12 protein-coding genes and 1 pseudogene are annotated in these 14,220 nt (G+C 70.4%); 12 read left to right on the forward strand and 1 reads right to left on the reverse strand.

The features are described 5' to 3' along the window. The first annotated feature begins 237 nt into the window (after positions 1-237). Both ACFT7S_RS19260 and ACFT7S_RS19265 read left to right on the forward strand, forming a co-directional pair. Complete coding sequence (locus tag ACFT7S_RS19260; protein WP_382733255.1) at positions 238-606, forward strand: BlaI/MecI/CopY family transcriptional regulator; 369 nt, start codon at positions 238-240, stop codon at positions 604-606. Further along, on the forward strand, positions 603-1,514 hold the full coding sequence (locus tag ACFT7S_RS19265) for a M56 family metallopeptidase (RefSeq protein ID WP_382733258.1): 912 nt from the start codon (positions 603-605) through the stop codon (positions 1,512-1,514). Before ACFT7S_RS19260 ends, ACFT7S_RS19265 begins: the two co-directional genes overlap by 4 nt. Here the strand turns inward: ACFT7S_RS19265 and ACFT7S_RS19270 are convergent. Next, positions 1,446-2,984, reverse strand: coding sequence for an MFS transporter (locus tag ACFT7S_RS19270; protein WP_382733261.1), 1,539 nt, complete (start codon positions 2,982-2,984; stop codon positions 1,446-1,448). The genes ACFT7S_RS19265 and ACFT7S_RS19270 overlap by 69 nt on opposite strands. A 158-nt stretch (positions 2,985-3,142) precedes the next feature. Here ACFT7S_RS19270 and ACFT7S_RS19275 point away from each other — a divergent pair. From ACFT7S_RS19275 to ACFT7S_RS19320, 10 genes and pseudogenes are all read left to right on the forward strand, one after another. After that, positions 3,143-3,900 (forward strand): annotated as a pseudogene (locus ACFT7S_RS19275) (AraC family transcriptional regulator); the annotation flags it as partial. Between the two features lie 758 nt (positions 3,901-4,658). Continuing rightward, positions 4,659-5,429, forward strand: a complete 771-nt coding sequence (locus tag ACFT7S_RS19280) for a hypothetical protein (protein WP_382733263.1) — start codon at positions 4,659-4,661, stop codon at positions 5,427-5,429. A gap of 220 nt (positions 5,430-5,649) precedes the next feature. Continuing rightward, positions 5,650-6,006 (forward strand): NADH-quinone oxidoreductase subunit A, encoded by a 357-nt coding sequence (locus tag ACFT7S_RS19285; RefSeq protein ID WP_382733264.1) that lies wholly within the window; start codon positions 5,650-5,652, stop codon positions 6,004-6,006. 47 nt (positions 6,007-6,053) lie between these two features. Then, complete coding sequence (locus ACFT7S_RS19290) at positions 6,054-7,262, forward strand: hypothetical protein (protein WP_382733267.1); 1,209 nt, start codon at positions 6,054-6,056, stop codon at positions 7,260-7,262. Further along, positions 7,255-8,142, forward strand: a complete 888-nt coding sequence (locus ACFT7S_RS19295; protein ID WP_382733270.1) for an NADH-quinone oxidoreductase subunit H — start codon at positions 7,255-7,257, stop codon at positions 8,140-8,142. The genes ACFT7S_RS19290 and ACFT7S_RS19295 overlap by 8 nt, the downstream gene beginning before the upstream one ends. A 7-nt stretch (positions 8,143-8,149) precedes the next feature. After that, positions 8,150-8,710 (forward strand): NADH-quinone oxidoreductase subunit J, encoded by a 561-nt coding sequence (locus tag ACFT7S_RS19300; protein ID WP_382733272.1) that lies wholly within the window; start codon positions 8,150-8,152, stop codon positions 8,708-8,710. Beyond that, positions 8,707-9,012 carry an NADH-quinone oxidoreductase subunit NuoK gene (locus ACFT7S_RS19305; RefSeq protein WP_382733275.1) on the forward strand — a complete coding sequence of 102 codons (306 nt, stop codon included), beginning with the start codon at positions 8,707-8,709 and terminating at the stop codon, positions 9,010-9,012. The genes ACFT7S_RS19300 and ACFT7S_RS19305 overlap by 4 nt, the downstream gene beginning before the upstream one ends. Continuing rightward, positions 9,009-10,856 (forward strand): NADH-quinone oxidoreductase subunit L, encoded by a 1,848-nt coding sequence (locus ACFT7S_RS19310; RefSeq protein ID WP_382733277.1) that lies wholly within the window; start codon positions 9,009-9,011, stop codon positions 10,854-10,856. Before ACFT7S_RS19305 ends, ACFT7S_RS19310 begins: the two co-directional genes overlap by 4 nt. 3 nt (positions 10,857-10,859) lie before the next feature. Beyond that, positions 10,860-12,365 carry a NuoM family protein gene (locus ACFT7S_RS19315; RefSeq protein ID WP_382733279.1) on the forward strand — a complete coding sequence of 502 codons (1,506 nt, stop codon included), beginning with the start codon at positions 10,860-10,862 and terminating at the stop codon, positions 12,363-12,365. Between the two features lie 5 nt (positions 12,366-12,370). Beyond that, on the forward strand, positions 12,371-13,789 hold the full coding sequence (locus tag ACFT7S_RS19320) for an NADH-quinone oxidoreductase subunit N (RefSeq protein ID WP_382733572.1): 1,419 nt from the start codon (positions 12,371-12,373) through the stop codon (positions 13,787-13,789). Positions 13,790-14,220 lie beyond the last annotated feature (431 nt).

The following is a 14,220-nucleotide window of genomic DNA, read 5'->3' on the forward strand; positions in this document are numbered from 1 at the left end:
GTTGGTTTTTTTTTTTTTTACACCCCCCCCCCTTGGGGTTGTCTCCCCCGCCCCCCAACACCCCGCCAAAAAAAATCTCGGGGTGGTTCCCCCGGCGCGGGGGGCGAACCCAGGGACTTCTTGACGACGGTCATGAGCCCATCCTAGGCACAGCGCCACAGCCCAGTACTGAGGCGGGTGCGAGCTGCGCGTCTACTATGAAACCGATCAAGCGATCAGCGGAGAGGACACGGGCCCATGCGGCGGCTGGGGGAGCTCGAGGCGGAGATCATGGACCGCTTCTGGAGATGGAACCGGCCCGCCACCGTGCGTGAGGTCGTCGACGACATCAACCTGCACCGGGATCTCGCCTACACGACCGTGACCACCGTCACCAGCATCCTCTTTCAAAAGGGCTACCTCACACGCACCAGGGATCGCCGGATCTGGACGTACAAGGCGGCCTCGACCCGCGAGGCTTACTCGGCTGCCCTGATGGAGGACGGACTGGAAGCCAGCGCCGACCGGCCCGCCGCCCTCATCCAGTTCGTGGAGAACCTGGACGACGACGAGCTCGCGGCCCTCCGCAGAGCCTTGCGCACCGTCGGGCGACGGGCGAAACAGTGAACGCGGCCCCGTCCCTCCTGGGGTACGCGGCCATGATGGGGGTCGCCGCGCCACCCCTGATCCTCCGCAGCGCCTGGCCGCACCGGGCGCCCGGTCTCGCCGCAGCCGTGTGGCTCGCCCTCACGGTCTCGTTCACGCTCGCGGTGGCGCTCGCCGCCTCCCAGCTGGCCGCACCCACCGAGCACCTGCACGCCGGTCTCATAGGACTGCTGCACGCCTGCGGCATCGGCGGCACCGGGACACCCGCGCCCAACCCCACAACTGCCGACCGGCTGGCCCTGGCCATGCCCCTCGCCGTCTTCGGCGCCGTCGTCGGCGCCTTCCTCTGGCAGCTCGCCCGCGCCGCGCTGGTGCGGGCCCGACACCGTGACCGCCTCGACAAGGTGGCGGTGCGCTGCGACCGGCTTCGCGCCACCGTGCTGACGCACGAAACTCCCGCGGCGTACTGCCTGCCGGGCTTCCGCTCCCGCGTCGTCGTCAGCGACGCGGCGGTGCGCCTGCTCACGGAAGAGCAGCTCGGCGCCGTCCTGGAGCACGAGCGGGCCCATGTCGTCGGTCGGCACCATCTGCTGATCGCAGCCGTCGAAGCCTTCGCCACCGTCTTCCCCTGGCTACCGCTCGCGCGTCGCGCACGAGAGCAGATGGCAGTCCTCATGGAGATGGTCGCGGACGACCGCGCGCTTCGGAGGCACTCGCGCAAGGTCCTTGCGACGGCGATGTACGAGATGGCCGCGGGCCGGGCGCCGAAAGGCGCATTCGGTGCGGGTGGGTCGACTGCTCTCATCCGCATGAAGCGCATTTTGGGTCCCCGCCGGGACCCACACCCCGCTCTTCGGGGGTCAGTGGCGTCCGTCGCCCTCGTCGTTCCGCTGTTGCCGCTGCTCGTCGCCTGCCCTCCCGGCGTCTGAACGGCTCGCCTCGTACTGTTCTGCTGGTGCTTCGTAAGTGTCGGCCGCGGCCCCCGAGCGGCGTCCTGTGAGCAACGTGGCGATGAGGGCGGCCCCGAGCGCGAGGAGGGTGGCGGCGACGGTGAGCGCGAGCGAGAAGCCTTCCGTCGCGACGTGCAGCGGGCCGGTGGAGTCGGCCAGGGCGTCGCTGCGGCGTGCGGCCAGGGTGACCAGTACCGCTACGCCGACGGCTCCACCCACTTGTTGAACGGTGCTGAGGACGGCTGAGCCGAGACCGGCGTCCTCTTCTGTGGTGCCCGTGAGCGCGGCGACTGTCAGGGCGGGCAGGCTCAGGCCGCATCCGAGGCTCGTGACGAGCATGCCCGGCAGCACGCCGGATGCGTAACTGTCGCTCGGCGCCACGCCGGCCAGCAGAAGCAGTCCGGCTGAGCTGATCAGGAAGGACAGGACGAGGGTCCGGCGCATCCCGAGCCTGATCACCGCGCGGGAGGACAGCCACATGCCTGCGAGCATTCCGGCGCAGTAGGGCAGGTAGGAGACACCGGCCTTGAGCGGGCCGTAACCGAGCACGGTTTGCACGTGGATCATCAGCAGGAAGGCCATCGCGTACATGGCGGCGGAGAACAGCAGGGTCGCGCCGTTGGCGACGGCTCGGATCCGGAAGGCCAGGAACGCGGGCGGCACCAGTGGCCACGCTGTGCGTGACTCGGCCACGAGGAATGAGATGGCCAGGACGCCGGCAAGGAGCAGTGGCCCGACAACGGACGCGTCCCCCCACCCCGACTCCCCGGCCTGGAGCAGGCCGTAGACCAGGGACACGACGGCGCCGGTGCCCAATACCGCACCGGGTACGTCCAGCCGTGCCCGGCGGGTGGCCCGGCTCTCGGCGACGAGACGCGGGAGCAGCGCAAGGGCCAGAACGACCACAGGCAGGTTGATCAGAAAGATCCAGCGCCACGAGGTGAACCCGGTCAGCGCACCGGAGATCACCAGGCCCATCGTGCCGCCCAGCCCGGCGATGCCGCCCCACACACCGAGTGCCTTGGCACGCTCCTGCGTACCGGGGAACAGGAGTGTGATCAGTGACAACGAGGCCGGGCCTGCCATGGCCGCGCCCGCTCCCTGGACGAACCGCCCGGTCACGAGTTGCCAGGGCTCCTGGGCAAGGCCGCAGGCGAGGCTCGCCGCACCGAAAAGTGCCACGCCGCTGAGGAAGACCCGTCGGCGGCCCAGCAGGTCGGCCACGCGGCCGAACAGCAACAACAGCCCGCCGAATGCGAGGAAGTACGCGTTGACGACCCAGGCGAGGGTTGCGGTACTGAAGCCGAGATCGTCCCGGATGCTGGGGAGAGCGACGCTCACCACGTTGTCGTCCAGGACGAGCATGAACTGCACGAAGCACAGCACGATCAGCGCCGACCGGTGGCGGCCGGTGCTTGCGGCAGGGGTCGATGCCGATGCTGAGGTCATGATGGGCGTCCCGTCAGCGTGGTCGGCATGTCCGTGCTGCGGCAGCGCACTTGGAGCGAGTGACTGATCGGCATGCCACGACGCTATGCATCGGCCGAGTTGGCCACAATCCGCTATGAGGCCATGTCATATCGCGTTGAGGACATAGGTTGGGACGCATGACCGAGGCCGTGGAAAGCGCCGTCCCATCCGGGGTGGGGGCGATCGTCGTGGGGAACTTCCCCCTGTCGTCGGGGCAGTGGATACCCGCGCACAGCCACCCGCAGCACCAGCTGGCCTGGACGCCACGGGTGTGCTCGGCGTCGCCGTCGACGACACCTACTGGGTCCTGCCGCCCACCCGGGCGCTGTGGCTGCCAGCGGGGGTTGTGCACCGGACGGGTGCGACCCGCGACGCGGTGCTGCGCAGCCTCTACCTCGAACCGGACCGGTGCTCTCTGGCCTGGACAGCACCCACGCCGGTACGCGTCGACGGGCTGCTGGCCCACCTGATCCACCACCTCAACCGGCAGGACCTCACCGACGACGTACGACTGCGGGCAGAGGCGGTCGTCCTGGATCTGCTGCACCCTTTGCCGACCATGCCCATCGATGTGCCACGCCCCGTCGACGAACGCGTATGCGCCGTGGCCGACACGCTGCTTACCAATCCCGCGGACCCGCGAAGCCTTGAAGCCCACGCCCGGGCCATCGGAGTGAGCCGACGCACCCTCACACGGCTGTTCGTCCACGACACGGGCATGAGTTTCGATCGCTGGCGCACCCATGTGCGGCTGCGGGCCGCCCTGCCGCTCCTCGCCGAGGGCCGACCCGTGTCCCAGGTCGCACACGCCGTGGGCTACGCGACACCAAGCGCGTTTCTCGCGGCGTTCCGCCGAACCGTAGGCACCTCCCCGAAGCGCTACCTCAACGGCGACGTCGGCTTCGACGCGTCCGATACGAGCACGTCGGCTCCGTCGAGGACTGAGCCCGCGCCCCTCCTGCCGGTCCTGAGCCCCGCACCGTCCAACGCGTCACACAGCCTGGCTATGATCGCGCCGTGGTGACGGAACGGATGGCAGTGAGCAAGCGGCGCACGCGTGCCTTGTCTCCGTCGTGGGCGCGTCTGTTGTGGCTGGGGGCGCTGCTCTTCGCTCTGCTGTACGCGCACGCGCTTCACGCCGACAGCAGTGCGGGGCATCTCTCGCCGGGCAGCGTCCTGACCGGTACGACCGCCGACCACCTTCACGAGCGGCTCCCCTCCTCCGTCGAAGAGCACGACGAAGACCGAGAGTCGAGCCACCTCGGGCCGGACTGCGCAACCGGGCAGCCCACCGGGGGGTTCGACGTCGCTCCCCCCGCCGTGTCACCACTCAACCCTGAACCCGGGCTCCCTGAGGCCGGCCGAGCGGGTTTCCCCGCCGCTGCGTCGCAGCCTTCCCTTCCTCCCTGCTCCGCCTCGGTCGTGCTGCGCATCTAGCAGGCGAGTGCGACGCACGGCACCGCGGTTCTCTCGATCCGCGGGCCATGGTCGCACCCGCGGCAGCCGCTCAGCGGCCTGCCATCACCTCACGTCCGAACGCGGTCCGGCCACCGGCCACGCCTCGGGCGCTCCCTCGTGCGGTCCGACCGCCCCCACCGCCACGCCGGCCGCGGGGCCATTGGCTCATGCCCCGCTCGTCCCTGGAAGGCTGCCTTGTCCCTTCTCACCGACCGACCCGCACCCCACCACTCCGCACCGGAGTCCGTCGTCCCCGGAGGGCGTGCCGCCGCCCGCCGCTCCGCACGATCACGTCGTCGCAAGCGCACGGCACCGCTGGCCGGCCGCTACATCGGTTACGTGCTGTACTTCGTGGGCGCGGGTCTGATCAGCGGTGCCGTCGTCCACCATCCCCTCGACCCCGACCGTTACACCGTGGTCGCGATCATCGGCGTCCTCGTCTTCCTCGTCGCCACGCTGATCAACGAGTTTCTGCTGGCCCATGACCGGCCGCCACTGGCCCGCGCCCTGGTGGTGATCGGTGCCTCGCTCTTGCTGTCTTTCGGCATCGGCATGCTCAGCGGTGGCCTCCAGCACTTCGAGGACTTCCCCGAGCGAGGCGCGGTCCTCGTGCCCCTGGGCATAGTGGTCTCGTTCGTCGCCTTCGTGCTCAAGGACGCCGAGACTCCTGCCCGCCGGGTCTTCAGCCCCCTCGGGCTGGTCATCCTGCTCCTTGCCGGGGGCGGTCACTTCGGCCTGAGCACGCTCGCGTCCGGTATGAGCGCCGAGACCTCGGAGGGTGGCGGGCACAGCCACGGTGGCGGCACACCTGAAGGTGACGACCACGGGACGAAGCCCGAACCGTCGTCGCCGCCCGGCAGCGAGCCGACCACACCTGGTGGAGCCGCCACGCCGAGCGAGGTCGCGACCGACAACGGTACAGAGAGCGCCGAATCGGGCCACGCCGACGATGGTCACGGTCAATGATCTTCCCGCTCGCCGGCTACCTCCTCTGCAACAAGCTCGTTGTGCCCGCCACGTCCTGATCACCCCGGCGGCCACAGCCACGCGCGCCAGCAGCAGACGCGCACCAATGGAGAGAAAGTTACGTTCTGCCCCGTGTTGCACCTCTTCTCGCGGTGCGAGCGCTGAGATGCTGCCTGCCGATGGCAGCCGGTAGCGGTCAGCCCGCCGGGAAGGGGATCACGTGGAAGCCGCGGCCTGGGAGCCGGTCGCGCTCCTGCTCGCGCTCGTCGTGGTGGGGGTCTTCCTGCTCCACTGTCTCGGGGCCACCATCCGTTCCGTCCGCGAGCCGCTGCACACGGGCCCGTTCAGCGGCGGACTCGAGCCGCGGGAGCACCCGGCCTCCCGGTTCCACGTGCGCTGGTATCCCGTCACGATGATCTTCCTCGCGTTCGACATGGAAATGCTCTTCATGTACCCGTGGACAAAGGTCGTCCCGGACGTGGGTACCCCGGCGGTCGTCGAGATGTTCCTCTTCCTCGGCGTGCTGCTCGCCGGCGTCGGTTACGCGTGGCGCGAGGGGGCGTTCCGGTGGAGCTGAGGACGCGCTTCACAAGGGCGGCCTTGGCGCGGCCGGGGGTTCTGCTGGTGACGGCTGCCGGTGCGACGCGTGAGCGGCTGGCCGTCGAGGCCGAGCTCGCACGCAGGGGCTGGCCGTGGGTCCCAGGACCCGCTTCGGCGGACCTCGTCGTCTTCGCCGGCACCCCCGTTCCCGTACGGGGGGACGACTGGGCGGAACGCGTGTGGCTCGGCGTTCCGGCGCCCAAAGCACGGGTGGCGGTAACGGATGCCCGGCACGCGGCGCATGACCTGGACCACGGGCATGCCGCGCTCCTGAAGCCGGCCACGGACCAGAGGGCTCACGAGACAGGGAATGTTGAGGCCGGGCGCGATTACGACCGTGGCGCTCACGAGCCGGGTACTCACGGGCACGACGAGGGCCATGAGGACCGCAGCACCCACGGCGGAATGGACGGCCATCACGCCCACCACATGGGGGCCGTAGCCGGATTGCCGATGGCGGAACGAGCTGACGACCGGGACGGGTTGAGGCTCGACCGGCTTCACGTACCGCTCGGGCCGGCGCTTCCAAACTGGCCGGCAGGGCTCATGCTGCGCGTGGAGCTTCAGGGTGACGTCGTCCAGCGCGCCGAGATCGAGCCGGTCTCCGCACCTTCTTCGTCCCAGCCTGTCTTCTGGAGCGAGCCGTGGCTCAGGGCCATGGCCGGTGAGCCGGTGACAGTCGGCGAGGCCGCCCGGCGGCGGTGCGCGGCGCATCTCGACAGTGTCGGCAGATTCCTCGGGGTGGCCGGCTGGGGTGCCACGACGGCCAAGGCACGCCACATCCGCGACAGGGCCCTCGATGACGCCCCGACCACCGAACTCCGTCCGACCGTACGGTCGTTGGTCCGGTGTGTCCGCAGATCGTGGACTCTGCGCTGGCTCACGGCGGGCGTGGGTGAGCTGTCCGTCGAGCACGCGCATGACCACCAGGTCACGGGACCCGCGTTACTGGCCGACGGCGACGTGCACAGCCGATTGACCGCCTGGCTGGACGAGATCGAACGCGCCCTCGACGAGATCGACGAGCGCGCCCCGCTCGCCAACCACCCTCCGGTTGGGCCCCGAGGTCGTGTCGACGCGGATGTCCCACCGTCGCAAGCGCTCCTGGACGTGCTGCCCGGTCTCCTCGAAGGCGCCGAGTTCGCCTGCGCTCGGCTCATCGTCGCGAGCCTCGACCCCGATCTCGACGAGCTGGCCGCGCAACACACACCGAGGGGCCATACACATGGCTGAACCGGCTCCGCTGTGGGCGGTACTCGTCCTGCCTGTCGCACTGGCGCTGGTCGCGATGGGCGTGGCGACCGTCGATGCGAGGTCGGCCGGGCCGGGCCGTGAGGTGCTGCGGCTGCTGGTGCAGCAGCGGCGGGTCACCAGGGCGGCCGATGTCCCTCTCGTACGGCTGGGGACGACGCTCCTCCCGGTCGCCGCCGTGCTCGCCGCCGTCGTCCTCCCCTTCGGTTTCCGGTCGGTCTCCGACCTGCCGGACGGGATCGTGTGGTTCAACGCCATGGAAGCGCTGGCGTGGGCGGCCGTGTGGCTGGCGGGCTGGGGGCCGAACTCGGCCCTGTCGCTGATCGGCGGATACCGTTTCCTCGCCCAGGGGCTGGCGTACGAGCTGCCGCACATGCTGGCGATCACGACCGCGGCGCTCGGAGCGGAGTCGTTGCGGGTGGGCGCGGTGGTGAATGCCCAGGCCGGGCTGTGGTTCGCGGTGTGGATGCCGGCGGCGTTCGGGATCTATCTGCTGAGCGCGCTCGCCATGGCCTTCTGGGGTCCGTTCGACCAGCCGGCGGGCGCGGACGCGGCGGGCGGCGCGGCGGCCGAACTGTCCGGGGTGGACCGGCTGGTGTTCCTCGGCGGCCGGTGGCTGATGCTCGTGGTCGCCGCCGCCTTCTCCGTACCACTGTTCCTGGGCGGTGGGCACGGTCCGCTCCTGCCCGACTGGGCGTGGACGGTGGTCAAGACGGCCGCTGTGCTCGCGTTCCTCGTATGGGTCCGGCGCCGGATCCCGACCGTACGAATGGAGCGCTACGTGGAGCTGGCCTGGGTGGTCCTGACGCCTCTGGCGGTGGCACAGGCGTTGGTGGTGGCCGTGGTGGTGCTGGGACGGTGAGGGAGCGATGACGACGGCGGCGTTCTGGGTGCTGGCGGTTCTCGCCGTGGCGAGCGGCATCATGGTGTTCCGTTTCGACTCGATGGCGCGCGCCACGTTCTCGCTGCTCACGGCCCTGCTGTGCGTGGGCGGGGAGCTGATCGTGCTCGGGCTCGACTACCTCGGCATCGTCACCGTGCTGATGATGACGATCGAGATGGCCATCATGGCCGTCTTCATGATCATGTTCATGATGAACCCGGCCGGTCTCATGCCGATGACGATGATCCACAACAAGCGGGGAGCGGCCGTCATCTGCGCCCTGGCGTTCGCCCTGCTCGTCGCCGGCGTCCTCCTCGCGCCATGGCCGCCTCGGCGCGGGCAGGCTCCCCCCGACCCGACCATGGATCTCGGCATGTCCCTGATGGGGCCGCAGATGCTGACCATGATGACGCTGGGCATGGCGCTGTTCGCGACGATCGTCGCGACCGTAGTGCTGTCCACCCGGCGCGGCAGATACGACCGCCTCGGCGACGATCTCCGGGCGGCCCGGCCCGATGACCCGGTGCGCGGCGGGGTGGGCCGATGAGTCTGGAGCTGTTCCTGATCGTCGCCGCCGCACTCTTCTGCGTCGGGCTGTTCGGGGCGCTGACCCAGCAGTCGATCGTGATGCTGATGATGGGCCTGGAACTGATGCTGGGCGGGGTGATGCTCGCGGCCGGCGCCGCCTGGCACTACGTCGCTCCGGACACGGCCGACGGGCAGGTCCTGATCGTGGTCGCCATCACGGCCATGGCGGTGGAGATGGCGATCGGATTCGCCGTCGTGACGGCCCTCTTCAGGTCCCGTGAGATTGACATGACGGACATGGCGGCGGAGCTGAGGGAGTGAGCCTCGTGCTGTGGGCGCTGGTCGCTCTGCCGCTGACCGCCGGGGTCGCGCTCGCTCTGGCCGGACGGGCCGCCGACCGCTGGGCGCCTGGCATCGCCGTGGTGGTCGCGGTCGCGTCTCTGGCGCTGGCGGTGACCGCCGCCGTCCGGCATCCGGCCGTCGAGGCGCCGCTCCTGGAGGGGCTCCCGCTACGACTGGCGGTGGACGGTCTCTCCGGCGCCCTCGTCGTCACCGTCACCGCCATCACCCTCGCGGTACTGCTGTTCAGCCTGGCGGAGTTCGGCGCGGACGCGGCACGGGCCCGGTTCTTCGGGCTGATGCTGCTCTTCGCGGGGAGCATGCTCGTCACCGTCACGGCGACCACCCTGCCCGTCCTGCTCATGGCCTGGGAGGCGATGGGCGCCACCTCCTGGGCGCTCATCGGCTACTGGTGGCGTGAGCCGGAACGCACCGCAGCCGCCGACACCGCCTTCCTGACCACCCGCACCGCCGACCTGGGGCTCTACCTCGCCGCGGGCGCGGCCCTCGCGGCAGTGCCCGGTCCGCTCGCCCTCGATGGGCTCGCGCGCACGGCCGAGCCGTGGCTGTCGTTCGTGACGGCGGGCCTTCTGGTCGCGGCGCTCGGCAAGTCCGCGCAGCTCCCCTTCAGTTTCTGGCTGTCGCGGGCCATGCAGGGCCCGAGTCCGGTGTCGGCGCTGCTGCACTCGGCGGCGATGGTGGTCGCGGGTGCGTATCTGCTGCTGCGGATGAGACCGCTGCTGGACGCCTCTGGCTGGGGCGCGAGCGCGGCCTCATGGGTGGGTGCCGCGACTGCCGTCGCCCTGGGCCTGGTCGCCGTGGCGCAGAGCGACTTCAAGCAGCTGCTCGCCGCATCGACCTGCGCCCAGATCGGGTTCATGGTCCTCGCCGCCGGCGCCGGAGCGACCACCGGCGGGGCATTGCAGTTGATGGCGCACGCCGTCGCGAAGAGCCTGCTGTTCCTCGTAGCGGGCGCGTGGCTCACGGCGTGGGGAACGCAGCAGCTTCCCGCGTTGCGCGGGGCCGCTCGCTCCCACCGGGCGGTCGGTGTGCTCTGCACGGTGGGCGCGCTGTCGCTCGCCGGGCTTCCGCCGCTCTCCCTGTGGGCAGCAAAGGATGTGCTGCTCGCGGGGGCGCTGGAGGACAGCCCGTGGCTGTACGCGGCCGGGCTCGCCGCCGCCGTCCTCTCCGCGGTCTACAGCGTCAAGATCCTCCGCTTCGTGTGGGGCCGCCCGGAGCAGCGGGCGACGGGCGGACGTCGGATTCCGGGCGGGGCCGTGGTCCCGCTCGCTCTGCTCGCCGCCGCGTGCGTCGCGCTGACACCCGTGGCCTTTCCGCCCGTACGCGATGCACTCACCCGATATCTCGACACAGGTCCTCAACCAAGTCCGCACGTATGGGAGTTCGCCCTGTCCAGCGCCCTCGCACTCGCGGCAGCCGCCGCGGCCTGGACCTGGGGCACCCGCCCGCTTCCGCTGCCGTTCCGCGTGAAGCGGCTGGGCCGTGAGTGGCTGGGCCTGGAACACGCCGCCCATGTCCTTCTCGTCTCCCCCGCTCTGGCGGCGGCTCGCGCCGCCGCCACGTTCGACGACCGCGTCCTCGACCGCGCAGCGGAAGCCGCGGCCCAGGGCGCAGTCGGCTTCGCCCGATGGACGAACCAGTTCGTCGAGCGAGCGATCGACGGAGCGGTCCAGGGCGTCGCCACCGCCGCCCGGCGGCTCGGTGGATGGGCCCGCCGCCCACAGACCGGCCAGCTCCACCAGTACCTCGCCCAGGCCGTTGCGGCCTTCTCCGTCCTCGCCGTCGTGCTCGTCCTCGTGAGGTAACTGTTGCTCACCGCCCTCGTCTTCGTCCCGACCGCAGTCGCCCTGCTGCTCCTCGCCCTGCCCTCCCGCACCCCCGTCCAGGCGCTGCGCACCGTGTGGGTGGCCACTACTGCGGTCGAACTCGGCCTGGTCGTCGCCGTGTGGGCCGGATACCGGACCGGCGGCGGCATGCAGTACGAGGTACGGGCCCGCTGGATCCCCAACGCGGGCGTCGGGTACCACATCGGCGTCGACGGCCTGTCCCTGCCTCTGCTCGCCCTCACCTGCGTCCTGTTCCTCGCCTGCGCGCTGTACTCGCTCCGCGAGAACCGCCGCTTCCGCGAGTTCGCCGCGCTCTTCCTCTTCCTCCAGACCACGTGCCTCGGGCTGTTCGTCTCGCTCGACCTGATCCTCTTCTTCGTCTTCTTCGACCTGTCGATCGTGGCGATGTACTTCGTCATCGCCGGATGGGGCCACCGCGATGCCAAGCGGGCCGCACTGAAGTTCTTCCTCTACACCTTCACAGGATCGCTCGCGCTGCTGCTCGGCTTCATCGGCCTCTACCTGGCCGCCACCCCGCACACCTTCGACATGGTCGACCTCACACGACAGAACCCACTTGCCGGGCGATCGGCCTACGCCGCGCTGGTCCTGCTGGCCATCGTCGTCGGCCTGGCCGTGAAGACACCAACGATCCCGTTCCACACCTGGCTGCCGCCCGCCCACACCGAGGCACCCGCCGCCGGCTCCGCGATCCTGGCCGGGGTCCTCCTGAAGATGGGGACGTACGGGTTCCTCCGCATCGCCATGCCCATGCTGCCGGACGCCTGGCGGCGCTACGCACTAATCCTCGTCGTCGTCGGAGTCCTGTCCGTCCTCCACGGCGCGCTGGTGGCGCTCGCCCAGACCGACTTCAAGCGCATGATCGCGTACACCTCGGTCAATCACATGGGGTACATCGTCCTGGCCGTCGGCGCCGCCGCCGCCACCGCCGACACCTCCGCCCAGGCCCGCTCCCTCGCGATCACGGGATCGGTCACCCAAATGGTCAGCCACGGCCTGATCACCGGCGCACTCTTCCTCCTCGCCGGTGCGCTGTACGAGCGGGGGCGGACACACGACATGGGCGCGTACGGCGGTGTGGTCGCCGTCGCACCCGTCTTCGCCGCCCTGACCGGCATGGCGGCCTTCGCGTCCCTCGGCCTGCCCGGGTTCTCCGGCTTCATCGCCGAGTTCCAGATCTTCACCGGCACGCTCGGGCCACGACCGCTGGCCACCTCCCTCTCCGTCGTCGGCATCCTGCTCACGGCCGGCCTGTTCCTGCGCGCGCTGCGGAACATCCTGATGGGGCCCCTACGACTGCCGGACGCTCCCGCCACGCCCCGCCCGTTCACGGACATGCGTTTCCATGAGAACGCGGCCGTCGTTCCGCTCCTCGTGCTCGCCGTACTCCTCGGCATCGCGCCGCGCTTCCTGCTCGACGTCATCGAACCGGCATCGCGTACGGTCCTTGAGCAGCTCGCCCGATGACCGGCATGGACGGCACGAACGAGAACCCGCTCGACATCCTCCCCGAAGTGTTCCTCGCCGCCTCGGCCGTCCTCGGGCTCCTGCTCGGCGCCTGGCTGCCGCGCAACCGCCAGTGGCTCGTGGGGCTCCTCGCGGCGGTGGCAGCGTGCGGAGGGATCGTGGCGGCGGCCGTCACCGCTGCCCGGCCCGATGTGACCGCGTTCGGCGAAGCGTTCACCATCGACCCCGTCACGAACACCTCCCGCGTCGTAGTGCTCGGCGCTCTCCTGCTCGTCCTCGCCCTCTCCGCCGGACCGTTCCACGCCCACCCGCGCGAGAGCGAGTTCTACGTCCTGCTCCAGCTCTCCGCCCTCGGCGCGCTCGTCATGGCCGGCACCCAGGACCTTCTGCTGCTCGCCGCCGGATACCTTCTCGCGAGCATCCCCGCCTACACGCTCGCCGGCTTCCGCAAGGACGGCCCGGGAACCGAGGCCGCGCTCAAGTACTACGTGATCGGCGCCCTGTTCGGCATCCTCATACTGGCCGGCATCACCGTGCTGTACGCGGCGGGACGGGCCACCGGCTACCCAATCCTCGGTCCCGCGCTGCCGGAAGCACCGGAGGCGCTCGTCGCAGCCGGGGCCGTCGGCCTACTCGCCGGCGTGCTATTCAAGGCCGGCGCCGTCCCGGCCCACTTCTGGGTACCTGACACGGTCCAGGGCAGCACCGCTCCGGTCGCCGCGTTCCTGACCACCATCCCGAAGATCGGCGCGCTCGCGGCGCTGCTACGACTCGGTGAGGCAGTCCTAGCCGACAGCGGAATGCCGTGGGCAGCGGTGATCTCCGTGGTGGCAGCGGCCTCGATGACGCTGGGCAACCTGGCCGCCTTCTTCCAGAACGACGTCAAACGGCTCCTCGCTTACTCGACCATCAGCCAGGTCGGCTACCTCCTGCTGCCCGTCGCGGTGGCCGGCCGGTCGGACTTTGCCCAGGAAGCGTTGCTCTACTACGTGGCCGCGTACGCCGTAACGAATCTGGGCGCCTTCGCCGTAGTCTGCGCCCTCCCCCGGGCCGGCCGGATCGGCGACTACCGCGGCCTCGCCCGCAAGCGCCCGCTCCTGGCCGCGAGCCTCGTCATCTGCCTCCTCGGACTCGTCGGCACACCGCCCACGGCCGTCTTCGTCGGCAAACTGGAGGCATTCAGCGCCGCGTTCGACGGCGGATACGCCTGGCTGGCAGTCCTGGCTGCCGTCAACACCGTCGCCTCGCTCTTCTACTACCTGCGCTGGATCGTGCCCGCGGTGTCTCGGGGCGGCAATGACGATCTCGTCGACGGCGACCGCCCGGCGCGAGCCGTCGCCTACGCGGCCACCGCCATCTCCGTGGGGCTCGGCCTCGCCGCAGGACCCGTACTCCCCGCCCTGAGCAGCTCCCTCCCCACGTAGAGGCCACCTCGCAGGACAATGGAGTGGAGGAACTTCCGGTTTCGTACCGCAGCGGTGAGGACCGTGGTGGTGGCACTGTTGGCTGCGCTCGTGGGGGTTCTGATCGCGGCTGCCCTCTGGTATGACATCGCTCGCCTGATCAGCACGGACGAGAGCCGCTTCCCTCCCCTCGCCCGGCTTCGGGGGCCCGGTGCCGGCCTTGCGGCCACGGAGCGCTGGTGCACCGGGCTCCTGCTGCACGGGCGGATCGACGGCGACGAGTACCGGCGCCGGATGAGCGGCATCGCGCGCGGCAGTAGGAGATTACGGAGCCCGGGCACCTCACGCACGGGTGAGCGTCCGGAGCGAACGGCGCAGCGGACGATGACGTGCCGCCTTGCCGTAGCGACGCCGGACGTGGGCCACGGTCCCTGCCCGGCTCCCCAAAAGCG

Source organism: Streptomyces sp. NPDC057136 (assembly GCF_042670885.1).
Lineage (GTDB): Bacteria > Actinomycetota > Actinomycetes > Streptomycetales > Streptomycetaceae > Streptomyces.